The following is a 25,242-nucleotide window of genomic DNA, read 5'->3' as shown; positions in this document are numbered from 1 at the left end:
GAATTTTGAACTTATATTATAGTTGACTTTATTTAGAGCGGTCCGGCTTTTCGTTACACTTGGAATAGAAATTACCGGGAGGAATCGGGACTATGCAGAGGCCGCTAAGCAAGGAAGAGCAGGACTGGGTAGAGGGCACGCTGGAGGCTATGAGCTTGCGGGAGCTTATCGGGCAGACGATGCAGGATCATGCAGGCAGACTGCCGTTCAGGGGGGACGACGAGGACGCTCTTCGCGGGTATCTGGCACAATATCCGGTGGGCAGCTTCTTTATCGGCGGAGAGGTCATTCAGAAGGCTGCGGGCAGAGCGGAGGATTACCGGGACTGGACCGTGATGCTGCAGAGAATCAGCAAGTTCCCGCTGCTGTTCTCCGGTGATCTGGAATTCGGGGCCGGCTCTGCAGTCAAAAGCCTCACAGCCTTCCCGCCCCTTCTCGCCCTTGCTGCAGCCGATGATGAAGCGCTGGCTTATGAATACGGTAAATATACAGCGATGGAAGGCCGGGCAGCCGGATTCACCTGGGCGCTGGCACCGGGGGTTGATCTTCTGCTGAACTGGATGAATCCCGTCATTACCACTCGCTGTCTCGGGGATGATGCCGGGCGGGCGGCACGCCTGTCTACGGCCGTCATGCGCGGGATGCAGGATTATGGCATCGCGGCTTGCGCCAAGCATTTTCCCGGCGACGGGGTGGATTACAGGGATCAGCATATCATTACTACGATTAACAGCTTATCTGAAGAGGAATGGTTCTCCACATATGGACATGTGGCTCAGAGAATCATCGATCAGGGCGTGATGTCCTATATGACCGGCCATATTGCCCTTCCCTGGATCGAAGACGGGGATACTGCCGTGAAGCCGGTGCCTGCAACCGTATCGGAGCGCATCACTACGGAGCTGCTGCGGGAACGAATGGGCTTCGATGGGGTGGTGCTGTCGGATGCGCTGGATATGGGCGGGTTTCTGGCCTGGGGAGATTATGAGAAGCGCATGATCGATTGTTTCAATTGCGGCACGGATGTGCTGCTCTGGCCGGGTGTGAGATACTTCGCGGTGATGGAGCAGGCGGTGGCGGACGGGCGGGTAAGCAGGGAACGGCTGAAGGCCAGCGTCCGGCGGATTCTGGAGATGAAAGCCCGGCTTGGAATGCAGTTTACCGGCGCTGCGGGAGAAGACGGGCTGGCATTACCGCTGCTGGAGGATAAGCTGCCGCCCGAGCTGGACTGGCAGGTTAGACAATTAAGCCGGGCGCTTGCCGGGCGCTGCATTACGCTGGTCCGCAACCGGACCGGCCAGCTGCCCCTGAGTCCGCAGACGGTCCGCCGGGTGCTGGTGATCATGCTGAACAAGGTGACGGAGGGACGCAAATACGAGCGGATGAATCTCTTCGTTGAGCAGCTTAAGGGCAGAGGGCTGCAGGTCGATATCCTCGATGAATTCGAACCGCTGACTACACTGCAGCAATGGGAGCAGACAGGGATATCTTGGGATGCTGCTTTTGCACCGTATTTCCTACCGCTGCATGGCATGATGAATACGGCCCGTCCGGTAGGCGAAGCGGCCAAGGCCATCTGGGCTATGCAGCATGCGGAGACGATCAAGCCGGTCGGCATTTCTTTTGCATCGCCGTATTTGCTGCAGGATATTCCATTCCTCGATACGCTGGTGAATGCTTATTCGCTGCATGAGGATACGGTAGAGCTTACGGTCAAAGCGCTGTTTGGCGAAATTCCGTTTCAGGGCAACTCTCCGGTCAAAGCAGATTTCGAGGGGGATTATCACGGTTCAAGGAGGCTTCGGACGTTTTGAGTACAAAACAGGAGTTAGAAGAGAAGCTGGATCTTATCTTCGAATATATGATTTCCGTCGGGCATCAGGGCAATTGGGGGATGGATATTCATCACTGGGACTGGGTGCCCGGTGTCGGTGTAATCTCCTTGATGGAATACGGAACTGCCACCGGCGCAGACAAGGTAATTGATTATCTGCTGCTCTGGGTGAACCGGAATAAGCGTAAGGCAGAGGGGGTTCGGGTCATCAACTCCCTGGCTCCATATGCGCTGTTTCCTGGACTGTACCGGCTGACCGGGGACACCTGGTTTCTGAGCAGGTCTCAGGAAATTGCCGCTTGGATGCTGGAGACTGCGCCGCGAACCCGGGAAGGGGCGCTGGAGCATACCGTGACGGAGGCTGTAGACTTCCCGGAGCAGGTGTGGGCGGATACGGTGTATATGGCCGTGCTGTTCCTGGCACGGCTTGCCGGGCTGACCGGCGACCGAGGGCTTGCAGAGGCCGCCCTGCAGCAGACCCTGCTGCATCTGCGACTGCTGCAGGACCAGGCGACGGGGCTGCTGTTCCACGGCTGGAACTGCCGGGACGGCAGCCATATGTCGGCTGCCCGCTGGGCCCGGGCCAACGCCTGGATTACGCTGGCCGTTCCCGGGATTGTGGCAGAGACCGGGCGCGTAGTTACCGTCCCGGAAGAGCTCAGTAGCCGCTACCGTACGCTCGCTTCCGCCCTGCGGCAGGTTCAGGGAGATAATGGACTTTGGCATACTGTGCTCGACCGGCCGGATTATTACCAGGAGACGTCAGCCAGCGCCGGCATCGCCTGCGGTTTCCTCAAGGCGGTTAAGGGCGGCCTGCTGGATGACTCTTTTCTGGAGAGTGCCGGAAAGGCGCTTGAAGGAATCCTGCCGCTTATCCGTGAAGACGGTGAGGTGCAGGGAGTCTCGGGAGGCACCCCGGTAATGACTTCAATAGAAGCTTACAACGCCATTGAGAGGTATCCGGCGCTGTACGGTCAGGGACTGGTGATGCAGCTGTTGACAGAGGCGCTGGATCACCAGCACCCGCAGCACCCGCAGCAGACGGTTCCGCTGAACTCTGAAGGAAAGTGAGGAAGATGACCGTGAAGGAAACCGCAGAGCCTGTAAATAAAGAGATGAACCATCTGCAGCTGCTGATTCAAAGAATGGCCGGACTGGAGTCCCGTTATGATCCGGGCATCTGCATGCTGCGTTCCCCGTTCAGCAGCCCGGGTTATCATACGACCCTGAAGCAGGCGGAGTTCATCCATTCCACCAGAGATTCACTCTCCTATGCACTCGGACTGCTTGATACGGAGCTGGCCCGTTATGAACAGCGGGCATTCGATATCATCCGGCAGGTGATCTCCCTGCAGGATACCGACCGGAGCCATGCTACCTTCGGGATCTGGTCCTGGTTCTATGAGGAGCCGCTGCACCAGATGGCGCCTCCGGACTGGAACTGGGCCGATTTCTGCGGCAGCCGGCTGGTTCAGGCGATCGCACGCCACGGCCACCGCTTTCCGGAAGGCCTGCGGGAAGATATGATTCATTCCATTGATTATGCCTGCGAGGCGATTATCAGGCGGAATGTGGGTCCGGACTATACCAATATTGCGATTATCGGAGCTTTTGTTACGAGAATTGCCGGGGAGCAATTAGGACGCGAGGATTATGCGGCATACGGTCTGGAGCGGCTTCGGAAGCTGCATGCCCATACCATGGAGCATGGGGCTTTTCAGGAATACAACAGTCCGGTCTATACCTACATTGCCATTCTGGAGCTGTCGAAGCTTCAGTCCGAGACCACGGACAGCACGGTCAAAGCACTGACCGGAGAACTGCTTGAACTGACCTGGAAGACCGTCGCGGGCTATTATCACCCGGCCACGGCCCAGTGGTCCGGGCCGCATTCCCGCAGTTACGGGGCGCTGCTGAATGAGCAGAGCAAGGCTTTTCTGCAAATGGCGACGGGAGGAGCGGTGAAGTTCTTCCCCTGGAAGGAGCTGCCCTACGAGGAAGAATGGTATAGGAGCGGCATCCACTGCCCGCCTGCTTATCTGGCTGGCTTCACGTCTCCTGAGACGAAGGAAGTAAGGCAGCTCTTGGAAGGCGAAGGGGAGGGGCAAATGGACGGCGGCAAATGGGCGGTCACCTATATGACCCCGCAGTTTAGTATCGGTTCCTTCACACATAGTGATCTGTGGAATCAAAGACGGCCGCTGGTGGTCTATGCGGACAATCATGGCCAGCCGGCCTATATCCGGCTCCGCTGCCTGCATGACGGCTATGACTACTGCTCTGCACGCTTCAAATCACTGCAGGAAGCAGAACATTTGCTGTTCGGTGTAGATTTCATTACGGACGGCGGCGATACTCATCCGAATCTCGACCGGACCGGCGGCATCATTGAGGCCGCAGATCTGCGGCTGCGGCTGGAGATTGGCGGGTGCCTGGATGGGATCATCGCCGGGCCTACGGAAGAAGGGGCGAGCATCATCATTGGGGGAACTGCGTTTAACCTGACGACCTGGTTCGCGGCATTCAGCGGGCATGCAGGTGCGGTGCGCAGCTGGGCGTGGGAAATTCATAACGCGGAAGACAGCATAAATATCGATATGATTCTCTATACAGGCCCGCGCAGAAGCATTGATTTCATCTCTTTACAGCAGGCAGCGCTGGTATTCTCACTGGAGGTACAGCCGGAGCATGAAGAGGCGGTTTACGCTGAACCGCTTCTGGAGATGACAGATGACGGCGGGTTACGTGTGAACCGCAGCAGCGGAAGGGACGGAGGGTTCTTGCTTCAATTAAATCCCGGTCCGGCAAAATAAGGCGGACAGATCGGCTGTCCGCGGGTCTTTAAGGAGTTTACTGCTGGAAGTATTCACTGCTTCCGGTGCTTCCATATACAACAGCAGGAGCAGGCCCCGGTAAGAGTTACCGGGGCCTGCTCCTGTTACATAGAGAGGATTCTATTGCGAAAGCTCAACAAAATCACCCCGGAACCGCTCATAATCGGCGGCCCGGCACTCCAGCTTAAGACGTGTGCCCTGCTCTTCATAGCTGACGGACTGCACATCGGCATGCTCATTGAAGTAAGAAACAATGCTGCCCCGGTCGAACGGGACCAGAATCTCACACTGAATATAATCGGTAAAGATCCGGCTGCGGATCAGCGCCGTAAGCTCGGTAATTCCGCGGTTCTTCAGCGCAGAGAGCGTTACAGAATTCTCCTGGACCTGCGGAAAAGGCTGGTCCGTCAGATCAGCTTTGTTGTAGGCATACAGGGTGGGAATGCCGTCAGCGCCCAGCGCCTTCAGGGTCTCATCCGTTACAGCCATATGCTGCTCATGCTGCGGATCGGAAATGTCGACCACATGGATCAGCAGATCCGCTTCCGTGACCTCTTCCAGTGTCGAGCGGAAGGCCTTGACCAGATGATGGGGCAGCTGGCTGACGAACCCGACGGTATCTGTGAGCAGGAAGGTTTTGTGATCGGGCAGATCGATACTGCGCACTGATGTTTCGAGAGTGGCGAACAGCATATCCTTGGCGAAGACCCCTTTGCCCGAGCCGGGATGATAGGTCTCCACCAGCGTATTCATTAAGCTCGACTTGCCGGTATTGGTGTAGCCTACGAGACAAACGACAGGCACCTCATTCTTGTGGCGCTGCTTACGCTGAATCTGGCGCCTTGAGACCTGTGCCTGCAGCTCTGTCTGGAGGACGGAGATACGCTCCTCGATTCTTCTGCGGTCCAGCTCCAGCTTCGTCTCCCCGGCCCCTCTGTTCTTCAGGCCGGTTCCGCCTCCGCCGCCTTGTCTGCCCAGAGATTCGCGCAAGCCCGTCAGGCGGGGAAGCATGTACTGCAGCTGCGCTACTTCCACCTGCAGCTGGGCTTCCTTGGTTTTGGCACGCTGCGCGAAGATGTTCAGAATCAGAATCGTCCGGTCAATGACCTGATGGTCAAGCGTTGATTCCAGATTACGGATCTGGGACGGCGACAGCTCATCATTAAAGATAACGATGGGCGCATCATGCTGCTCCATCAGCAGCGCCAGCTCCTGGATTTTGCCGGTTCCGATATAATGCGAGGGGTTCACCCGGCTGGACTTCTGGCTGAGCTCAGCCACGACCTCAATCTCGCAGGCGGCTGCCAGATTGCGCAGCTCCTCCATGGCGTAATCGAAGTTATTGTCATTCTGCAGCTGTACACCGACGATGACTGCTTTTTGTTGTACGGATTCCATATATAGTTCAACCTCCATTGTTAAATTTGGACATAAAAAAGCACAGGCAGTCTGCCTGTGCTAAAAGGATTGTGAGGATCAACAGAATAGGGTCCTGTAGAGCCGTTACACCAATAACAGTTCTACAGCTATGGCACTCCCGTAGATAATATGAAGCCAAGAACCGGCAGCGTCAGGGAGGAATAGTTCTCTATTCCAGCCAGGCATGGGCTGCGGTTCAGTATATTCACTATGGGGATGCAATTCCTAAAGGCATACGCCGGGCCGGGCGGAGCAACCTCGGTTCTCCGTTCAGATACAAGGGAAATTATAGACTTCACGCTATAAATTATCCTGTTGTCCCGCGTATAAGTTCAAGCTATGGGCTGCCTCTAAAAATGGATAGACCTATCCTGAGTCCTCTGCACAAGGCAGAGCTTTCGCGCTATGAAGCTGTAATTAGCCGCGTAAGTTACGAATCCGGATATAGTCTATCACACTGAGCCCTCCGTTCTAAAAAAGTTAAGTTGATTTTAGCACAGCGGATATAAAATGGCAACTGCGCCCAGTTACGGAAGCGTCTGAGGGCTGTGGAGTGTCTCCCGCTGTCAATTAACCAGAAACTTCTAATCTGCTCGGCATATGATATATGAAATAGCTTTAATAGGAGGGTGATGAGCTGTGCCTGTATTGACAACCAACATGTTAACAAAGAACCCTACCTTGGGAGCAGGGCCTATCAGTCAAGCTGTCGTGAAGGTAGTGAACAATGGAACCCCCAGAGGAGTGGTCTATTTAACCGGGCTGAATAATGATGTAAGTCCGGCGACGCTGTTCGCCCAGGAGCTGTTCGAGTTGAATTACAGGGAAGTCGTAACCAAAACCTATAATGTGACACAGACGTTTTTCCAATTCAATGTAGTGTACTCACAGGAGCAGGTCCGTGTCCGTGTGTTCCTGATTGACAGCAGCGGGGTCTGGATTCCCGTTCCTATGCTGCCGATTGCCGTAGGCCGGATCACTTCGGAATTCCGTGACAATATCACCGTTACTGATAGCGATTTCGCGGCCATCAGCTTCCGGAGAAGTGCCTTAGTGACCATTCCTGAAGCGGTGACTGCCGAGATCAAAACGGATGGACTGGAGATTCTGGCCTCTACCCCCATCCGCTATAAAGTGATCGCCGGCGGAAGCGTAAACGGAGCCTTTGTGAACTATCCTACGCCGACTACAGCTATTCCCGTAACTGAAACGGCGCTGCAAGTGAACTATACATGTACTGCAGTTACTGGCGGAAGGGTCATCACTCAAGGAATCGGCTCCGGCATATCGGGTGCGTACCAGAATGTTGCCGTGAATCTGGTAAATCAGCAGCTGCTCTACGACATGCAGCAGGAGCCAATCACGCTGGTGGTCAGCTCACTGGCCGGGGAGGACAATCTGGCTGCAACCTTTAGAATGTCAGAGCAGTGGTGAACTCCGTTAACCGACCCATTCCCTCCGCAGCGTGAACAGATCCTTCAGCGCGTCCGTAGACAGCTCGGTGATCCAGCCCTCGGAGCCGGAGATCACATCGTCGCTGAGCTGCTGCTTGCTCTCCAGCATCTCGTCAATCTTCTCCTCCAGCGTGCCGAGCGAGATGAACTTATGCACCTGCACGTCCCGGGTCTGGCCCATGCGGTAGGCACGGTCAGTGGCCTGGTTCTCCACCGCCGGATTCCACCAGCGGTCGAAGTGGAAGACATGATTGGCGGCGGTCAGATTGAGGCCGACACCGCCCGCTTTGAGCGAGAGGATAAATACATTCGGCTGATCGGACGGCTGGTACCCGGAGGCGGCATCGGCTTCACCGGCAGGCAGTGCGGGGGCCTGGAACCGTTCAATCATGCGGTCACGGGTGCTCTTCGGGGTGCTGCCATTCAGATACAGCACCGGTTCCTGCAGCTCCTGCTGAAGCACAGCCTGCAGCATCTTGCCCATGCCGACATACTGGGTGAAGATCAGGCAGCGCTCATTCTCTTCGCGCAGCTCGCGGACCATCGCCAGCAGCCGTTCCAGCTTCGCAGACCGTTCAATCAAGGCGCTGGTGTTCAGAACGCCTCCGGCCTCCGGCTCGGGCAGCGCCTCTTTGGTCAGCAGCATTGGATGGTCGCACAGCTGCTTAAGGCTGGTTAAGGCGGCCAGAATGGCACCCTTGCGTTCAATGCCCTCCAGCTTCTGCATCCGTTCGAGCAGGCTGTTCACGTTCTGGTCGTAGAGCGCCGCTTGCTCTGCTGTCAGATTAATGTAGGTTTTCATTTCATTCTTATCCGGTAGATCGAGCTGAATGGCCGGGTCCTTCTTCTTGCGGCGCAGCATGAACGGCTTGACCAGCCGCTGCAAGTCTGCGGTTTTTTCGGCATTCCGCTCTTTCTCAATGGCGTTAGCGAACCGGTCCTGGAATCCTTTCGGAGTGCCGAGATAACCCGGTGTGATGAAATCGTAGATCGACCACAGCTCGGACAGCCTGTTCTCAATCGGTGTCCCCGTCAGGGCGATCCGGTGCAGGGCCGGGAAGCTGCGCACTGCGGCCGATTGCTTCGTTCCGGCGTTCTTGATATTCTGCGCTTCATCGAGGCATACAGCCGCCCAGGTGAACTGCTTCAGCAACTCCTGGTCCAGCGCGGCGGTAGCATAGGAAGTGAGGACCACATCGGCCTGCGAAGCAGCGCCGTAGAAATATCCGGCATCCAGCCGTCTGCTTCCATAATGAAGCATCACGTTCAGGGAAGGGGCGAAACGCTGCAGCTCCTTCTGCCAGTTGCCGAGCACGGAGGTCGGGCAGATGATCAGCGAGGGCCAGCCGGCCGGCTCTGTCTGCCGCCGGGCCACCGGTGCGCCGGAGGCTTCCGCTTCCGCCTCCTGCTCCTTCATGTGGAGCAGGTAGGAGATCAGTTGCACCGTCTTGCCGAGCCCCATATCATCGGCCAGGCAGGCGCCAAGGCCGAAGCGGCGCAGGAATACCAGCCAGGCATAGCCTTCATGCTGGTAGCTGCGAAGCTCGGCATGGAGGCCGGCCGGAACCTCCGGCTTCGGCCACTGGCTGCGCTGTCCAAGCTGGCCGATAATTCCGACCAGATGCTCGTTCAGCTCGACCTCCAGCCGGACGCGGGCTGCTTCCTCCTCGGCGCGCTGTGCTTCGGCCTCCTCCGCGTCCGCGTCTGCACCGCTATTCAGCAGGTGCAGCTGCAGCACATCCTGGAAGGACAAGCCCTGCGACTTGTCCATCCCGGCCATGGCCCGCTGAATCTGCGCCAGCAGCGCAGGGTCCAGCGGAATCCACTTGCCGCGGAACTGGACGAGGCGTTCCCCGCGCGCAACGAGGTCGGCGAACTCCGCCTCGGAGAGATCGGCGTCGCCGATGGAGATGCGCCAGTCGAAATCGACAAGCGCATCGAGGCCGAACAGCGACTGCCCGCGGCCCTCGGCGGTGCCGGAGCTGATCTTCGCGCGCAGGCGCGGCTTCCTGCGGCTGGCGGCTTCCCACCACGCCGGCAGCAGCACCTGCCAGCCGGCCTCCAGCAGGAGCCGGCTGTCGGCCGTGAGGAACCGCCAAGCGACCGCGTCGCTAAGCGGTTCAGCGAGCACATCGGCGCCGCGCCCGATGTGCTCGGGAAGGCTGTCACGCAGCCGTGACAGCCACCCGGCCGCGCGCTCGTGGACATGCTCTGTCCACGATGCGGGCCACAGGCCATGCGGCTCGCCGTCCCCGGTGAGCCGCAGCGGCACAAGCGCGGACTCGTCGCGCTTGTCCTGCAGGAGCAGCTGGAGCCGCCAGTGCGGCAGCTCTTCGTCCGGTTCAAGCAGCTGCAGCACCGGCCGGAACGGCGCGGTGTCTGCCTTCCAGCCGATGGACATCAGCCAGCTGTCTTCGTCCATCCCGGCCGCACTGCCCGGGCTCGCGCTGAACAGCAGCGGGAACTCACTGCGCAGGTCACCGGCTTCCGCATCGGTGCCGTAATAGCGCTGGAAGACCGCCGCAGAGAAGGCGGCCCGCAGACCTTCGGCGAACCCGCTGCGTCCCTCAAGACTATGCAGCGCCGCCGCATCGTCCCAGTTGCCTTCGGCGGCTTCCGCCAGCGCCTTCTCCTCCCAGGCCCAGCGGAGCTGGCCTTCCCGGAAGGCGGAGAAGCTGGGTGCATACTGCTTGTTATCCAGCATTCCTGCCAGCAGCGGGGCCAGCCGCTTCAAGAGCTGGGCATCGCCCTGCCAGCTCCAGCCGACATGCCGGAGCAGCCGCAGGCTGGCGAAGAACGGAATCACCTGCTCGGCAGGAAGCACCACGAGCTCGACCTCATCCGCCTTCGAAGTAGTAAGCTCCGTTCCATAGAAGGATTCTTCATGCCAGGCGAACAGCATCTGCTTCAACTGGACGCCGGGTACATAATCATCCCGGTCATCAACACCGTAGATCAGCGCGTCGCCATACTGGCTTAAGGCGAGCTGGACCGTAATATTGCGCATCATTGTGTTCATGGAATCAGTTTTCCTTTCCGCAGTTCCTCCTGAAGAGCGCGCAGCCGGCTGTGCCGGTCCGTGAAGGCTTCGAGGAATTCCTCCCAGCGTGCTTCGCGTTTCAGCTTCTTGTACAGCTTGGACAGACGTTTCAGCAGCTTCACCGCTGCTTTGTAGCTGTGCCGGTTTTTGTCCAGCACGAATCGTTCCACAGCCTGATGATAGAACGGCAGGAGCAGCTCCGGTGCATTCTTCTCCACCGGCTGCAGGTCGCTGACCCGGAAGTCGGCAGGCTGCCGCCCGGCCGATAACTGCATATCCATCCATTCCTGCCATTTGCCGTAGGTCAGCAGCTGCTCTTCATAGATCTCGCGCGACAGCGGCAGCATACCGGCCAGCGTATCCCACATCCGGGGCTCGGCTTCGGGCAGATGACGGACCGCTTCATCCCAGTACCCGGCGTACTCCTGCAGATTGTACAGCCGGCTGCTGAGCAGCGGGCCAATCTCTGCCAGCCATGCCGTGAGGCGTGTCCACTGCCGGGCTTCGGCCAGCGGGGGCAGGAAGCTTATCAGCTCCTCCGGGTGCAGTCCGGGCCGCTCGGCTGCTGCGCGCAGCTGTTCCATAGCGGCGGCATCATCATGCAGAGAATAATTCATCCGGCTCTCAGCCAGCAGCAGGGCATGGCGTGAGGCTGCAGCCCCCAGAGCTTGTCCGGCCGTCCGCAGGTGCTCCAGCTCTTCGGCATACAGCTCCGGTCCGCTTAGATTCGGCGTAATCCAATTTGTCCACAGCAGGGTATAGCAGTAAGAGAAGTAGGGCTGATCCCGCGAACGGTCGCGGGCTTCCGTCAGCATCTCGCCCCGCAGATAGGCGATTGTATCGTATACTCTGGGCCATTCTTTAGGGGCCTCCGCCAGCGGCAGGCCTTTCTTCATCATGTCCGTGATATGCTTTTGCAGCTCGGAAATCGCAATTGAAGTATAGTAGCCGACAGAATAACCTAGTGAGGAGAGGTTCGCCGCCAGCGGCTGTCCTCCAGGCTTAACTAAGCTTTCCAGCACACAGAGATGAGTATGAAGCTTGAACAGCTGGGCGGCAGCGGGAGACAGCTTGGGGCGGACCCCGGAGATGGCGGCCAGCGCCCGGTCGGCATACTGCGGATTTCGCACGGTATGGGCCAGGGGCTCTATGAGGAGTGCCATATATTCACGCCACTGCTGCACAGTGGCCTCTGGAATAAGCGCCTCCAGCTTCTTCAGCTGTTCCCCGCGCCGTCCCGGAACTCCTTGAGCAGGGGCAGAAGGGATCTTGGGAATGTCCACAAGTGCCTTGGCATTGGCAATCGAATGTACAGGTTTGCCCTGAAGCTCCGCGTAGTACATCAGCACAGCGGCCATATGCTTGCACGGGCCGGATACCGGACAGTCGCAGCGGCTCTCCAGCAGATGCTCCAGCTCAACGGCAACCATATAATCCTCCCGGCCTTCAACGATGGACATGATTTTCCTGTCCGTCCTCATCTGGAAGGCATGCACGCGTTTTTGTTTATAATATTGAAACCCCCGTTTAAGGGTCAGATCATCAAAAATCCGGGCCACATCCGAGATAAGGTTGTCCCATCCGGCATCATCCATGGCATAATTTGGCTGCATCGCTATCGTTCTCCTGTAGCAGATTGGTGTTGAAACAGTACTGCCCCTGCAAACAGGACGGCAGCGCCGTTTCGGATTGAATCATTCCTTTCATTATATCATTTCTGTGTATTTTATCCGTAAATGCTTAAAATCTTAAAGGGTATGACATGCTCCATATTGAAGTATAGGTGAACATGCTACTCTAAGGTCTGGACCAAGAGAGAACGCCGGAAGGATGAAGCTAAGGCAATGCTGCGATTTAAATTGAAATATCTGCTGAACAACAAACAAAACCGGCTCATTCTGATGCTGACGGCAGGAGTATCACTTCTGATCACTTTGATCGGGTTATTCTCCTATAGAGAGTACCGCAACGCACTGGATACCGAGCTTAATACACCGAATGTCGAATTGCTGCAGATTAACGTAGATGTGACGAACCGGGCCTTCCGCGAATCCGATAACAAAGCGGTCGATTTATCCTTTCACCCGGCTGTACTGAAATATATAGAAGCCGCTACCGGGGACAATGCCGGCATTGCCGCAGAGCCGCAGGAGTATCTCAAGACGCTGGCGACAGAGCCGGATGTGCATGCCATCAGCGTGATCAAGTTCAAGGATCATTCCGTCCTCTCCAGCGGCTACGGCTATGTATCATCCTGGGAGCATGCGCCGGAGCATGCCTGGGAGTCCTGGATCGGGGAGATTAAGGAGAAGCCGCTTCTGATCAAAAGAAGGCTGTACACCGGCACCGACTCCCGTCTCCGAGAAACAGAGCTGCTGTCTTTGGCCCGGCCGGTTGTAGAGAACGGGGAAGTGACCGGCGCGGTGCTGATCGATCTCGATTACGATATGCTTTTCTCCAAAATGTATACCCATCTCTCGAACTATCAGCTGGTGTACAACCTGGAGGGGGAGCTGATCTATCCCAAGCTGAACCTTCCGTTCCCGCTGGCGGACATGCAGAATGTACTGGAGGATATTGATGTCAGCCCGTTTGCCCATGTCCGGATCGGCGGACAGGCCTATATGGCCAACCAGACCTTCTCGAATGTGACCGGCTGGCGGCTGATTTCGCTGGTACCGATGGAGCAGCTGCTGAAAAATGTGAAGATTGCGCGCAATATGATGCTGATGCTGTCCCTGATCTCGATCGCCGTAGGTCTATCCGCTATTTATTATTATAATTTTGCGGCCTTCCGGCCGCTCAAGCGGATTAACAAGCTGCTGCTTCCCGAACAGAAGGCGGCCGGGCAAGGCGGTCTGTATGATCTGGAGCCGGTTATCGGCAAGCTGGTCGGTGACTTCCAGAGCAAATCGCTGGTTGCGGACTGGAGCCTGCCGGAGCTGCGTTCCAAGTTCGTGCAGGACCTGATTACGCGAAGTATCGGCACCCAGGAGACGCAGACGAAATTTGAACATTATTTTGGCGGCTGGACGGAAGGTCCGTTCGAGACGCTCGCCTTGTCTATTGACCGTCATACCCAATGGGCGGCGGGGTTCATAGAAGAAGATCAGCTGCTGCTCAAGTACGCAATGATCAACATTGTGCACGAATACTTCGAAGCTTCGTGGCGGTCCGTCATCGCGGCACCGCAGAAGGACAGTCTGGTCATCCTGCTGCAGGCCAAAGGCGGCGAAGAGAAGCCGTTATATACAGATGCGCGTAAGCTGGCCGACCTTATTCTTGAAGTGCTGAATATATCAGTGTCCATTGGCATCGGCGAGCAGGCCGGGGCGATTGCCCAGGTGCCGCGTTCCTATTCAGAGGCGCAGCTGGCTCTATCCTACCGGTTATATGAAGGTTATGCCCATGTCCGTGTGTATTCACATGCGGAGAACAAATATGAAGAGAGCAGCGGGGCGGCTGATGATGCCTGGAAGCAGGAGATGCTGAGTGCCCTGAAGTCTTCCGACGCCCAGGCTGCGCAGGAGTGGATCCGCAGATGGTCAGCTGAGACCCGCAAGAAAGGAATTCAGCCGCAAAAAGTATTCCGCACCGTCGATGACCTGCTGGAGGAGATTCTGCATATAACGGCGGCCGGGGGATACCCGCTGCCTGCCGAGCTGGCTGACTACACCTGGCATCAGGTGTCGACGATGGAGCTTCATGAGATTGAGGACATGCTATGCAGCATTGCTATTCATATGGCCGGTGCGTTCGGAGCACACCGGCAATCGAAGGAATTCCTGCTTGTACAGAATCTCATCAAGTATATGGAAGAGAATCTGCAGTTCAATATCGGACTTCAGGATATCGCCTCCCATGTGAATATGGGGGTGTCCTCGGTGAGTACGATCTTCAAGGAAGAGACCGGAACAACCGTGTATGACTATCTGACCAACCTCAGAATTGATAAAGCCTGTGAATTGCTGCAGGACAGCACCCTGCGGATCGCCGATATTGCGCTGCAGGTCGGTTACCAGAATGAGAACAGCTTCATCCGTGTATTCCGTAAGATTAAGTCAACGACTCCGGGCAAGTTCCGGGAGAACAGCAAATCTTCCAAAGAGTATGCAGATCGGCCAAAACCGCGCCATTCCGGCGTTTCTGAGGATTCAGAATAAGATTATGCGATTGAAGGAACACCCCCGAATGCGATAAAGTTCTATTTGAGAAAACTTTCACAGCTCCCCGGAAGGGCGGCTGATGCTCAGAGAATTCGGGGGTGAAGCAGCGGGCGCAGGGCCAGCATAAGATTCAGCAGGCTGCCCGATTACTGTTAATAGAGAAGAGGGATGGTTTTGAAGCGGACAACCAAAATAGGAATCTGGGCAGCATCAGTACTCGCAGTTCTGCTAATCCTTAGAACCTTCATTCAACTGACGGGCGATGCGGAGCAGAAGAATGCCAGCACCGGTTTTCCCGGGCGGCCGATTACACTGATCGTGCCCTATGCGGCAGGCGGAGGAACTGATACCACGGCAAGAGCACTCGCCAAAGCGACAGAGAAGGTGCTGGGCCAGCCGATTATTGTGGTCAACCGGACGGGCGGCGGAGGCTCAGTAGGACTTATGGAAGGCGCGGGCGCCAAGGGCGATGGCTATACCGTCACTTTTTTGCCGGCCGAGCTGACGATTCTTCCCCATCTGGGACTATTGCCGATTACCTATGAGAAGTTCAAACCCATCGCACAGACGAATTTTGATCCTTCCGCCATTACCGTAAGACAGGACGCGCCATGGCAAGACGTTAATGAATTTCTCGACTTTGCGAAAGCGCATCCAGAGGAACTCAAAATGGGAAACGCAGGAACGGGGAGCATTTGGCATTTGGCCGCCGTAACCTTGGAACGGGAGACAGGTGTGAAGTTTGCACATATTCCTTTTGAAGGCGCAGGGCCAGCCGTTTCCGCTTTGATGGACGGATTCGTGGACGCGGTGCCGGTCAGTCCCGCCGAGGTGAAGAAGTATGTAGATGAAGGCAAGCTGCGGACACTGGCGGTTAACGCCGATAAACGCTCAGAGGCGCTGCCGGATGTGCCGACTCTGGAAGAGCAGACCGGAATACATGTGAACTTCACCAGTACATGGAGAGGACTTGCTGTGCCGAAGGATACGCCGGATGCCATTGCGGAAGTGTTGGCCGGGGCATTTATCAAAGGGACCGAGGACAGGGCTTTCCGCGAATATATGAAGTCGAACGGACTTGGACTGCTGGTGAAGGACGGCAAAGCCTTCTCGAAACAGCTTAAGGAAAGCGATGATGTATTCGCCAAAATGATCCCGGAGCTAGGACTAAGCCGCAAGTAAGCTGTACGTATCGTGAAAGCGCCATCAGGCAAAGTGATCTCAGGAAACCCGCTTGCTGACTAGCAGGATTGTAGTGAACGGGGATTTGCTGGGGCTGGTTTGCTGCGCCTTCATAAGGAACAATAAGCATGATATTCAATATTATATAAACTCATTATGAGTAAGAGAGGTATGGTAATCATATGAAAATCAAAAAGACATTAGATCGGATTCCCGGCGGAATGATGCTGGTTCCACTGTTCCTGGGAGCGATCATTCACACCGCTTTTCCTGATGCAGGCGAATATTTCGGAGGCTTCACCAAAGGCCTGATGACAGGAACCGTGCCGATTCTGGCCGTATGGTTCTTCTGTATGGGCGCAGCGATTGATGTAAGAGCAACCGGAACGGTACTCCGCAAATCGGGTACGCTTGTATTAACCAAGATTGCTGTAGCATGGGTTGTAGCTATGATCGCGATCCAGTTCCTGCCTGAGGGCGGTGTGCAAACCGGCTTCTTCGCCGGATTATCAGTCCTCGCCATCATCTCCGCCATGGATATGACCAACGGCGGCCTGTACGCTTCCATCATGCAGCAGTATGGGACCAAAGAAGAATCCGGAGCGTTCGTGCTGATGTCACTTGAATCCGGCCCGCTTGTAACGATGCTTATTCTGGGCAGCACGGGTGTTGCCGTATTCGAACCGCATCTCTTCATCGGCGCTGTGCTTCCGTTCCTGATCGGCTTCATCCTGGGTAACCTGGATCATGACCTGCGTGCTTATTTCGGCAAAGCCACCCAGACCCTTATTCCGTTCTTCGGTTTCGCACTGGGGAGCTCGATTGACCTCGGCGTTATCGTTGACACTGGGCTGCTTGGTATTCTGCTTGGCGTAGTGGTTATCATTATTACAGGCGTTCCGCTGATCCTGGCCGACAAATTCATCGGCCGCGGTAACGGCACCGCCGGACTTGCTGCCTCCAGTACTGCCGGAGCTGCTGTCGCCAACCCTATGCTGGTCGCGAATATGAAGCCGGAGTTCCTGCCCGCAGCCCAGACAGCCACGGCGCTGGTAGCCGCCTCGGTTATCGTAACATCCATTCTGGTTCCAATCATAACCGCCTACTATTCCGACTATATGAAGAAAAAGAACCCGCCGGCAGCAGAGGGTCCTATAGATGCTAAGATTCAGGAAGCAGTGGTATAATAACATCGGATAACAACGATAATTAGATATATTGGAGTTTCTGCATGCGTAAGCCGCAGCAATCACATTGGCAAGACCCTCCGAAAACCGCCGCTATGGCTGTTTCCGGAGGGTCTTTTTAAAGTATAGACGGGAACGGGCGAACATTGAATCGTCCGGAAACATAGCAGTTGGATTTTCTCCACTTGCTGATTATCGAAGAGCGCCTATTAAAACAACAGTTGGAAAAACAGCACTTAAATTTCTTCATATAAGCCAAAGCCGAGGAAAGCTCGAAATTAAATGCCGTTTATCCATTTATTTGCCGCGGACCCGCTAAAACAACTAAATTAAGATACGTTTTTCCACTTAATCACAACTCAGTGAACAGGCTTCTGCCAAGCTATAATTTGATATCGCAGCCATCGAACGATTGGCCACTCTGAATAAGATGAACGGCATGGGCAATCGCAGCTTGCTGAGCTTCCGACAGTCGGCTCTCATCCCCGTCCCAGCCGCCCAGCCACCAGAAATAGGAGCATATATTCCGGTAGTCCATGAACATGGGGATCTGCTGAATCCAGTTATAGGTGAGAACATTATGTTTCGAGTATCCCGTCAGGAATTCCATTAAGAATTGTTCAGCAAACTCATGCTTGGAATGCCGGTCTTCCGCCGGGGAGCCCCACCATACGGCATGAGTTGCTGCAATGGCAATATCAAGCGCATACCAGCCATAGATGCTGTCATCGAAATCAAATACCGTAATCTCACCATTATCGATGTGGAAATTATATGGATGGAAATCATTGTGGATCAATCCATACGATGCAGCATCTTTGGGCAAATTGGAGATTGAATCCTCCAGGGCTTTCAACTTATCCAGCAGGATCAGGTAACGACCCTGGTTCAGATTGGGATTATTAATATGCCACTTTCCCCAGTCAGCTCTTCTTTCGGCAACGTCTGCAGCAGGATAGGACTTGGTAAGCAGATGCATTTGCCCCATGGCTTCTCCCCATTTTCTGAATATCGGGGGGCCCCACAGCTGCGGATTGCTTTTATCAAAAAAACGTCCGGGTGCCATATGAAAGGCTGTAGCAATAAAACACTGTTCCTGATGTCTGCAAACAGCAGTGAGCTGCCCATCCGAGGTGTGAACAGGAAGGGAGGCGCGCACACCGTTCTGTGCCAGATAACAGACCCAGTCTACTTCAGCTTTTATTTGTGCATTATATGCATGGGGTTTCGCAGATAATCGTAAGATGTAAGGCTGATTGTGTAGGGTAAACCGGTATACCTCATTACAGGAGTTGCTGATGAAGACCAAAGTCTTCACATCAAAACCAAAGGAGTCTGCAGCTTGGACCAGCAGTTCTTGACTGACCATACGTAACCTAACCTCATCTCGTGCTTTAGCGTCTCCCGGCCGGGTGCACCCTCAGGTTAACAGCATTTCCCGCTGAAATATAGACTTATAGTTTTCTGTCAAATATATATAATCAGGTCCAAAGCATTTTATTTCTTAGCCACAGGAATCCAAACCTCGCAGATCGATTCTTCATGGCTGTCATCGGTCCAGTAGTATCTCTCCATGCACGGTCCTTCCACTTGCTCAAAGCCTGCCGAAGGGAACCATTCGGAATAAATTCTCCGCCACACATTCAGAATCTCCAGTCCTATCTCCGCGTCATCCGGAAAAGTATCACGGCTATCGAATACGGCATAAGTCTGATCAGGTACAGTCAGGGTGTCAAGCTCCTGTGGGACCTCTTGTCCTTCCGGCAGTTCGATTCCCATCAGATAACGTTTGGTTCCGTCCTCGCTGAAGTCGTAATAATAGCCGAACAGTAGCGAACCTGCGGGTCTTCCGGCTAATTCGTTAATCCGGTCATGCGTCCCGTCCTTCCAGATTTTCTCCGTGAATGCAGGTATTTCCGTGTAAGCATCCTTATGAACGATCACCTCTTTTCCAATGACGCGGCAACCCTTCTCTTCCACCATCCGGTAATTCATTTCGGTTTCTCCTTTGATCTGAATTTGAAAGGAGATTCGGGGGAACGACTTGAGCTTCACGTTCTTTTTTCTCGCCATTTGCGGGGTTACCCCATGCATTCTCTGGAACGCTTTGGCGAAGGACTCCGGTGTCTCATAACCATACTTAAGCGCGATATCGATCACCTTGCTGTCCGTTCCGGCCAGCTCTTCCGCCGCTAAGGTAAGCCGCCTGTTGCGTACATATTCAGTAACGGTGAAGCCCGTCAAGGCATGGAACATGCGCTGAAAATGGTATTTCGAAGTCATCGCTGCTCCGGCGATATCCTCAACTCCTATGGCGGAGCTCAAGTTCTGCTCCACATAATCAATCGCCTGCTGAAGCAATCGGATCGTTTCCAAATCCTCACCTCTCCTTTCAATTTCATTGTAGAGAAACCGGCAGAGCTTTTCCTGACCGGGAATGCTTTGATTTGTCCATCCGTAGCCTCAGCTTATACCAGCTCCTGAGCAACCTCCCAAATATTTCCTGCCGGGTCTGCGCAGCTGGCTGTGCGGATGCCCCAAGGCCGGTTCATGGGTCCGTTCAGCAGGCTTACGCCGCGTGCAGTTAATTCTGTGCATACCGCATCTACATCCTCCACGCGGATTGTGAACTGAAACCGTGATCCGGAGGCGGGGCCGGCAACGGCAGCGGGCTCAATCAGCCCGGGAGCTTCAGAGATGTGCAGCAGATTGATGCTAATATTGCCGAAATCGTAGACGGCCGAATTCTCGTCCGCGTACACCTCTTCAAGACCAAAAACCTCCTGATAGAATGCCATGGTGCCAGGCAGATCCTCAACGAACAACGTTACCACACTGATATTCCGTGATCCCAGGTTACTCATACTGTTTACCTCTCCGTTCTCTATTGGATTGTGGATTACAACTTGTGGTCATTCATTTAGCCAAGCGACCAGACCTCCGGAGGGTTTAGTCCGCAGCTGGTCTCTAGAACTTCGTTGCAGAACGCTTTTGTAGACTCTTAATTGGTGCAGACCTTTTACACGCTTCCCAGCGGTTTTCTCATATACTCCGTAATATGCGTCTCCTGAAACCCGAGGCTGTCATAGAGCTGCCGGGCTTCATTCCCAACGACACAGCACAGAACGACGGTTGCATGGCCGCGCTGATAGATCTCATTGCATAGGTACTTCACAAACTCTCGTCCGATCCCGCGTCCCTGAAGGTCTGAACGTACGCTGACACTGCTGATTTCATTCCCGTGAAGGTGGCTGTAAGCGGCGATTTCCCCATTGAACTCATAGACAAACCGGTCTTCCGCGTCCGCTCTCCAGGCGTTTCGTCTGCCCTCATTAGGCTGGGCAACTACAGAATCCGGGAAGCAGCCGACATGGACGCGCATTTCATGAAATGCAGTGGCATAGAGCGAGTGGGCTGGAAGAAAGTCCTCATCTGTATACAGCCTTACGGGAGCCTCCTCCTGAGCAAAGAAACCGCCGGTCCGCTGCATATAAACAAGTGAGTAATATGGAGCGTAACCGAGCTTACGGGCAAACCCGGGAGATGCTGGAGCCACGGAACGAAAGGAGGTGCTGACCGCGCGGGTTCCGCCTGCCTGCAACTGTGTCTCGGCAGCCTGCACCATCGCCGTGCCGATTCTTTGTCTGCGATACCGGGGAGCGACGAACACTTGTAAATGTGACTGATGTGCAGGCGCTTCCATTTGAGCCAGTGCAACAAGTGTATCCTTAATAAAAGCGCAAATAAACGTTTCCGGTTCTTCATCAAGCAACCGGAGGAGGTCTGCGCCAGTCTCCGCATCCTGGGTTAATAATTCTCTGGCGGTAGAGTAGTCCTTGTTACTGAAGCGTTCGTAGCGGATATCTGACAGGTGCATTAGCCGCTGAGTCCTCCTATTAAATTGAGACGTAGCTTATACATTTCAATGGAATTTAATTCTATTTACCGCCAGTGATTATTGCATAGAATAAGGGGTATTTCAACCAAATTGTACATTGAGGGCTGCAGATTGGACACGCCGCGAACAAAAGCCCGGGTAGTTCTCCGCTTGCGGACTACAGTTCCGTTATTTTGCTGAAATCATCAGTCTGGCAGCTGTCGCGGACTACAGATCCTTTATTTTCCGTATTCCCCCTCAAATTACCCCTTACAGCAGGGATAAGGTCTTTACAGTCCGCGTGGCGCGGAAAAAGCCCGGATTGTGAGAATTAGCGGAATCTCAGTCCGCAGGGAGAGATACGCTAATCACTATCTAATCGAAGTGTTTAACACTGTAACTTCAGCAGGCCAGCAAACGTGCATCTACAGGCACATCTGCATCTCCAGCTGCCCCTTCACGCTGTCGTAATCTTGCTCTCCTATTCCAATATGCTGCATAAGCCAAAACGAATCGTTTATACTGGCGGTAAGAGGTGATTCAGGATGGAGTCGCAATTATTTGAGCGTATTTACGATTCGGTGGTGCGGCGTGAGCCGACCTATGACGGTGTTTACTATACAGCAGTGCTGACGACACGTATTGTCTGCAGGCCTTCCTGCCGGGCAAGAACGCCGAAGGCAGCCAATGTGGTATTCTACGGCTCCCTGCAGGAGGCTGTCCGCGAGGGATTCCGGCCCTGTAAAAGATGCCGCCCCGAAGAAGGCGGCACCCTCCGGCCGGATGCCGTGCTGGCGTCGCAGGCGGATGCCATTATGGACGGGCAGTTCGGGAGCAAGCTGACACTGCAGTCGATGGCGGAGCAGCTGAAGGTCAGCCCGTTCCATCTGCAGCGGACCTACAAGCGGGTAACCGGCCAGTCGCCTGCTGCCAGACTGGATGAACTGCGCACGGGCGAAGCCCGCAGGCTGCTGGCGGAGACGGATACAGGCATTGCCGATGTAGGCAAGGCAGTTGGATTCCGCAGCGCGTCCCACTTCGCAGCCTGGTTCGTCAAGAAATCCGGTCTGTCCCCTACGGAATATCGCAGTAAGCATAATGAGGGAGGAAATTAGGATGAATATGAATATAAACCAGAGTCCGAACCGGCACACGATATATCACCATACCCTGAATCTCGGGAATCGGGAGTGGACCCTATGGGCCAGCAGCAAGGGACTTATCCGCGTGTCCTATCCGCAGGATGGAGGGCAGCTGCCGGCCGCCTGGCTGAAGATGTATGCTCCGGACTATGAATTCCTGGAGGGTGCCGGGCGGTTTGAGCAGCTTGGGGTTATAGAGCTGCTGCGCCGTTATTTTGATGGAGAAACGGTCGATTTCAATAGTCTTGCGCTTGATTTATGGGGCACTCCGTTTCAGCAGGAGGTATGGCGGGGGCTGCTTACGATCCCGCATGGTGAGGTTGCAACCTACAAGGAGTTGGCCGCACGGATTGGCAGACCGCTGGCAGTCCGGGCTGTCGGCACGGCTAACGGGCAGAATCCGCTGCCGGTCATTGTGCCCTGCCACCGGGTGATCGGTGCGAACGGCACCTTAACCGGTTACCGGGGCGGATTGCAGCTGAAGCAGGAGCTGCTTCAACTGGAAGGGATTCTAAATGTGAAGGCGGCGGGCCATGAACGATTTGCTTTTTGAGCTGCCGCTGCCGGAGGATTTCAACCTGGACGCCTGTCTGGAGTACATGAACCGTTCGCCGCTGGAATGCCTGTTCCAGACGGATGACTCGGGAGTGACCCGGATGTTCAAGCTGGAGGATGGCCCGGTCCTAATCCGGTTAAGTGTGCCTGAAGGGAACAGGCTGAGCGTAACCCGGCTGCACGGCGCTGTCCCCGGCGTCCTGGAGCAGGAATGGCTGGCCCGTTATATTGTAGAGTGGTTCGATCTGGACCGCGATCTTACCCCGTTCTACCGGGTTGCAGAAGCGGACCCGCTGCTCCGGCCGCTGGCAATTCAGCACCGGGGGCTGCGGATTATCGGCATCCCGGATCTGTTCGAGGCGTTATGCTGGGCGATTCTGGGCCAGCAGGTGAACCTGGCTTTTGCCTACAGGCTGAAGCAGCGCCTGACCGAAGTGTATGGAGAATCTCTGGAGTGGGGAGGCCGGACCTACTACCGGTTCCCCGGACCGGAGGTCTTCTCGGAGGTGCAGATCGAAGAACTATGCGCCCTGCAGCTGACCCGCAGCAAAGCACAGACAATCCTCACAGTAGCCTCGCTGATTGCAAGCGGAGAGCTGAGCCGTGAAGAGCTGCTGGCGCTTCCGTCTCCGGCCGCCGCCGAGCAGCGGCTGCTGCAGATCCGCGGGATCGGGCCGTGGACCTCCCAGTATGTACGCATGCGCTGCTTGCGGGATAGCTCCTCATATCCCGTCGGCGATGTCGGCCTGCAGAACGTGATCAAGTTCCTCACCGGTATGGACCGCAAGCCGACGCCAGCGGAGCTGCTCGTCCTGGCCCAGCCCTGGCAGGGCTGGGAGGCATACGCCACATTTTATCTGTGGCGGGCATTATATTAGCGCGCGGCTGGTGCGGAGCCGTGACGGCCAAAAGCACTGTCTCACCGGAGATTCCGGGAGACAGTGCTTTTTGTATCCTGCGCCTGAAGGGTTCACCCCAGCCCGCTTGAGCTTTAATGCGCCCGCTTCGTGAAGATCTGGAAGCATACACCGTACTTATCGGTAACCATGCCAAAGGCGGGGCTGAAATAAGCCGGAGCCAGCTCAATATCAACCGTTCCGCCTGCCTTGAGCGAGTCATACAGCTGCTGCGCTTCCTCCGCAGTATCCGCTGTGATACAGATGGTGATGCCATTGCCATGGCTCAGCGGCTGGCCAATTTCCTGATCTGCGACGAAAAACTTGGTTTCACCCACCAGCAGGACGGAATGGGCTATACGCGCTTTTTCCAGTTCGGTCATCGGGGAGTCAGGGTTCTGCGGGCCTTCGCCCACAGTTTGCTTGAAGAGCAGCGTTGCACCCAGCGCCTCCTGATAAAAGGCAATCGCCTCACTTGCTGTACCGTCCACCAGAATAAAAGGATTTACTTGCAGGGTCATGTCTAAATCGCTCCTTAGAATTTGATTTGCCTGTACTAACCGGCTTTAATTATAGTGTAGTCTATAATAGTGACAGGTATTGTCATGAATATAATAATAAATGGAGTGAAGCTGATGTCTAAATCCAAAAGGCTGCTGGACCTGATGATGACCGTCAACCGCAAGCGGAAATTCACCGTCAAAGAGCTGGCCGACGAATTCAATGTATCCTCCCGGACCATCCTCAGGGATTTGCAGGAGCTGGGGGAGTTAGGCGTTCCGCTCTATTCCGAAGTGGGGCCGCATGGAGGCTATCAGGTGCTGAACGAAAGAATTCTGCCGCCGATCGCGTTCACGGAGGAGGAGGCGGTGGCGATTTTTTTCGCCAGCCATGCCCTGCGCCACTACAAGTATCTCCCCTTCAAGGAGGAATCATTAGCTGCCCTGCATAAATTCTATAACTATATGTCCGGCGATGTCCGTGACCGGATTGACGAGATGAAGAACCGGATTGATTTCCTCACCCCGGCGAGACAGGCGGAGTTCCCCTATCTGTCTCTGTTGCTGGAAGCGGCCACCGGTCAAAAGGTGCTGCTGATCGATTATGAAACGAAGGGGCAGCGTAAGGAGAGATGGATTCAGCCAGTGGGCATCTACGCCCATAATGGCTTGTGGTATTGCCCGGCCTATTGCTTCCTGCGCGGCGATATCCGTGTATTCCGCTGCGACCGGATTCAGTTTGCCGGATACGGCGAATCGGGGCCGGAAGCGCTTGATCTGAAGCATGTCCATTTGGGAAATAAGGATGATTACAGCAGTCAAACTCAGCAGGGTGATAAAAGCATTGTCCGGCTGTTCGTTGAACTGGGGAATGGAGGCGTACAAGCCTGCGAAGCCGAGGTATGGTCCTCACCCCTGCTGCATATCCGCGGGGATGGCACGGGCTGGCTGGAAGGGGATATCCCGCAGAGCGATCTGGGCTTCTTCGCGCGTTTCGTAATCGGCCTCTGCAATGAGGCCACAGTACAGGAGCCGCCGGAGCTGGTGGCGGAGGTGAAGCGGACGCTGGCGGGAATGCTGGCGCAATATAAGTAGAGGGACAGGCTGATGATTAAGTATTTATGTATCCGGATGGACCCCGGGCGGACAAGATAGA

At 55.3% G+C, this 25,242-nt stretch carries 19 protein-coding genes; 11 read left to right on the top strand and 8 right to left on the bottom strand.

Annotated elements, in window-relative coordinates:
• Positions 1–92 precede the first annotated feature (92 nt).
• The 3 genes from NSU14_RS30925 to NSU14_RS30915 are packed head-to-tail and all read left to right on the top strand — an operon-like array spanning position 93 to position 4,647.
• Entirely contained in the window at positions 93–1,814 is a 1,722-nt protein-coding gene (locus NSU14_RS30925) for a glycoside hydrolase family 3 protein (protein ID WP_042132849.1), read from the top strand.
• Entirely contained in the window at positions 1,811–2,905 is a 1,095-nt protein-coding gene (locus NSU14_RS30920; RefSeq protein ID WP_340948381.1) for a glycoside hydrolase family 88 protein, read from the top strand. The genes NSU14_RS30925 and NSU14_RS30920 overlap by 4 nt, the downstream gene beginning before the upstream one ends.
• The gene (locus tag NSU14_RS30915) at positions 2,902–4,647 is read left to right on the top strand and encodes a hypothetical protein (RefSeq protein WP_340948379.1); all 1,746 of its coding nucleotides are present in this window, start codon (positions 2,902–2,904) and stop codon (positions 4,645–4,647) included. The genes NSU14_RS30920 and NSU14_RS30915 overlap by 4 nt, the downstream gene beginning before the upstream one ends.
• Positions 4,648–4,788: 141 nt before the next feature.
• Here NSU14_RS30915 and hflX read toward each other — a convergent pair whose 3' ends face one another.
• Positions 4,789–6,066: a GTPase HflX gene (hflX, locus tag NSU14_RS30910; RefSeq protein WP_076243479.1), complete on the bottom strand. Its 1,278-nt coding sequence runs from the start codon at positions 6,064–6,066 to the stop codon at positions 4,789–4,791.
• 681 nt (positions 6,067–6,747) lie between these two features.
• Between hflX and NSU14_RS30905 the strand changes: the two genes are divergently transcribed.
• Positions 6,748–7,521: a hypothetical protein gene (locus NSU14_RS30905; RefSeq protein WP_156118507.1), complete on the top strand. Its 774-nt coding sequence runs from the start codon at positions 6,748–6,750 to the stop codon at positions 7,519–7,521.
• 6 nt (positions 7,522–7,527) lie between these two features.
• Here NSU14_RS30905 and NSU14_RS30900 read toward each other — a convergent pair whose 3' ends face one another.
• Together NSU14_RS30900 and NSU14_RS30895 are read right to left on the bottom strand one after the other, a co-directional pair.
• A complete protein-coding gene (locus NSU14_RS30900) occupies positions 7,528–10,560 on the bottom strand; it encodes a DEAD/DEAH box helicase (RefSeq protein WP_076243480.1) in 3,033 nt (1,010 codons plus the stop codon).
• Entirely contained in the window at positions 10,557–12,194 is a 1,638-nt protein-coding gene (locus NSU14_RS30895) for an SWIM zinc finger family protein (protein WP_336102692.1), read from the bottom strand. Before NSU14_RS30895 ends, NSU14_RS30900 begins: the two co-directional genes overlap by 4 nt.
• A 231-nt stretch (positions 12,195–12,425) precedes the next feature.
• Between NSU14_RS30895 and NSU14_RS30890 the strand changes: the two genes are divergently transcribed.
• The 3 genes from NSU14_RS30890 (at position 12,426) to kdgT (ending at position 17,116) form a co-directional block, all read left to right on the top strand.
• A complete protein-coding gene (locus NSU14_RS30890) occupies positions 12,426–14,744 on the top strand; it encodes a helix-turn-helix domain-containing protein (RefSeq protein WP_340948376.1) in 2,319 nt (772 codons plus the stop codon).
• Positions 14,745–14,915: 171 nt separating this feature from the next.
• The gene (locus NSU14_RS30885) at positions 14,916–15,929 is read left to right on the top strand and encodes a tripartite tricarboxylate transporter substrate binding protein (protein WP_340948375.1); all 1,014 of its coding nucleotides are present in this window, start codon (positions 14,916–14,918) and stop codon (positions 15,927–15,929) included.
• Between the two features lie 182 nt (positions 15,930–16,111).
• Entirely contained in the window at positions 16,112–17,116 is a 1,005-nt protein-coding gene (gene kdgT / locus NSU14_RS30880; protein ID WP_042132857.1) for a 2-keto-3-deoxygluconate transporter, read from the top strand.
• 382 nt (positions 17,117–17,498) lie between these two features.
• On the opposite strand, the gene NSU14_RS30875 is transcribed toward kdgT, so the two are convergent.
• The 4 genes from NSU14_RS30875 to NSU14_RS30860 all read right to left on the bottom strand — a co-directional run bounded on the left by NSU14_RS30875 (position 17,499) and on the right by NSU14_RS30860 (position 20,993).
• Positions 17,499–18,485, bottom strand: coding sequence for a phosphotransferase enzyme family protein (locus NSU14_RS30875; RefSeq protein ID WP_340948372.1), 987 nt, complete (start codon positions 18,483–18,485; stop codon positions 17,499–17,501).
• Between the two features lie 128 nt (positions 18,486–18,613).
• Complete coding sequence (locus NSU14_RS30870; RefSeq protein ID WP_042132859.1) at positions 18,614–19,492, bottom strand: AraC family transcriptional regulator; 879 nt, start codon at positions 19,490–19,492, stop codon at positions 18,614–18,616.
• Positions 19,493–19,584: 92 nt separating this feature from the next.
• A complete protein-coding gene (locus NSU14_RS30865) occupies positions 19,585–19,980 on the bottom strand; it encodes a VOC family protein (protein ID WP_340948371.1) in 396 nt (131 codons plus the stop codon).
• 155 nt (positions 19,981–20,135) lie between these two features.
• Positions 20,136–20,993, bottom strand: coding sequence for a GNAT family N-acetyltransferase (locus tag NSU14_RS30860; protein WP_340948370.1), 858 nt, complete (start codon positions 20,991–20,993; stop codon positions 20,136–20,138).
• 545 nt (positions 20,994–21,538) lie between these two features.
• Here NSU14_RS30860 and NSU14_RS30855 point away from each other — a divergent pair.
• From NSU14_RS30855 to NSU14_RS30845, 3 genes are read left to right on the top strand one after another with little or no spacing between them, the layout of a single operon-like run.
• Positions 21,539–22,108, top strand: coding sequence for a bifunctional transcriptional activator/DNA repair enzyme AdaA (locus NSU14_RS30855; RefSeq protein ID WP_340948368.1), 570 nt, complete (start codon positions 21,539–21,541; stop codon positions 22,106–22,108).
• 1 nt (position 22,109) lies between these two features.
• Complete coding sequence (locus NSU14_RS30850) at positions 22,110–22,688, top strand: methylated-DNA--[protein]-cysteine S-methyltransferase (protein WP_256703812.1); 579 nt, start codon at positions 22,110–22,112, stop codon at positions 22,686–22,688.
• Positions 22,669–23,568, top strand: coding sequence for a DNA-3-methyladenine glycosylase family protein (locus NSU14_RS30845; protein WP_042132866.1), 900 nt, complete (start codon positions 22,669–22,671; stop codon positions 23,566–23,568). The genes NSU14_RS30850 and NSU14_RS30845 overlap by 20 nt, the downstream gene beginning before the upstream one ends.
• 113 nt (positions 23,569–23,681) lie before the next feature.
• Here the strand turns inward: NSU14_RS30845 and NSU14_RS30840 are convergent, their stop codons facing one another.
• Positions 23,682–24,107: a VOC family protein gene (locus tag NSU14_RS30840; protein WP_042132868.1), complete on the bottom strand. Its 426-nt coding sequence runs from the start codon at positions 24,105–24,107 to the stop codon at positions 23,682–23,684.
• Between the two features lie 114 nt (positions 24,108–24,221).
• Between NSU14_RS30840 and NSU14_RS30835 the strand changes: the two genes are divergently transcribed.
• Positions 24,222–25,181: a helix-turn-helix transcriptional regulator gene (locus NSU14_RS30835; protein WP_076243489.1), complete on the top strand. Its 960-nt coding sequence runs from the start codon at positions 24,222–24,224 to the stop codon at positions 25,179–25,181.
• Positions 25,182–25,242: the final 61 nt, after the last annotated feature.

The sequence above is a fragment of the Paenibacillus sp. FSL R10-2771 genome, assembly GCF_038000205.1.
GTDB classification, from domain to species: Bacteria; Bacillota; Bacilli; order Paenibacillales; family Paenibacillaceae; genus Paenibacillus_AQ; species Paenibacillus_AQ phytohabitans.
Note: the sequence above shows the minus strand (reverse complement) of the source record. Positions and strands in the feature narration are given on the sequence as shown.

Excerpts from the sequence above, each read along its gene's own strand:
- NSU14_RS30890 (WP_340948376.1), top strand. The coding sequence starts at position 12,426 with ATGCTGCGATTTAAATTGAAATATCTGCTGAACAACAAACAAAACCGG.
- NSU14_RS30860 (WP_340948370.1), bottom strand. The coding sequence starts at position 20,993 with ATGCACCTGTCAGATATCCGCTACGAACGCTTCAGTAACAAGGACTAC.
- kdgT (WP_042132857.1), top strand. The coding sequence starts at position 16,112 with ATGAAAATCAAAAAGACATTAGATCGGATTCCCGGCGGAATGATGCTG.
- NSU14_RS30865 (WP_340948371.1), bottom strand. The coding sequence starts at position 19,980 with ATGAGTAACCTGGGATCACGGAATATCAGTGTGGTAACGTTGTTCGTT.
- NSU14_RS30895 (WP_336102692.1), bottom strand. The coding sequence starts at position 12,194 with ATGCAGCCAAATTATGCCATGGATGATGCCGGATGGGACAACCTTATC.
- NSU14_RS30840 (WP_042132868.1), bottom strand. The coding sequence starts at position 24,107 with ATGACCCTGCAAGTAAATCCTTTTATTCTGGTGGACGGTACAGCAAGT.
- NSU14_RS30905 (WP_156118507.1), top strand. The coding sequence starts at position 6,748 with ATGTTAACAAAGAACCCTACCTTGGGAGCAGGGCCTATCAGTCAAGCT.
- NSU14_RS30855 (WP_340948368.1), top strand. The coding sequence starts at position 21,539 with ATGGAGTCGCAATTATTTGAGCGTATTTACGATTCGGTGGTGCGGCGT.
- NSU14_RS30925 (WP_042132849.1), top strand. The coding sequence starts at position 93 with ATGCAGAGGCCGCTAAGCAAGGAAGAGCAGGACTGGGTAGAGGGCACG.
- NSU14_RS30835 (WP_076243489.1), top strand. The coding sequence starts at position 24,222 with ATGTCTAAATCCAAAAGGCTGCTGGACCTGATGATGACCGTCAACCGC.
- NSU14_RS30885 (WP_340948375.1), top strand. The coding sequence starts at position 14,916 with ATGGTTTTGAAGCGGACAACCAAAATAGGAATCTGGGCAGCATCAGTA.
- NSU14_RS30900 (WP_076243480.1), bottom strand. The coding sequence starts at position 10,560 with ATGAACACAATGATGCGCAATATTACGGTCCAGCTCGCCTTAAGCCAG.
- hflX (WP_076243479.1), bottom strand. The coding sequence starts at position 6,066 with ATGGAATCCGTACAACAAAAAGCAGTCATCGTCGGTGTACAGCTGCAG.
- NSU14_RS30875 (WP_340948372.1), bottom strand. The coding sequence starts at position 18,485 with ATGGTCAGTCAAGAACTGCTGGTCCAAGCTGCAGACTCCTTTGGTTTT.
- NSU14_RS30845 (WP_042132866.1), top strand. The coding sequence starts at position 22,669 with ATGAACGATTTGCTTTTTGAGCTGCCGCTGCCGGAGGATTTCAACCTG.
- NSU14_RS30850 (WP_256703812.1), top strand. The coding sequence starts at position 22,110 with ATGAATATGAATATAAACCAGAGTCCGAACCGGCACACGATATATCAC.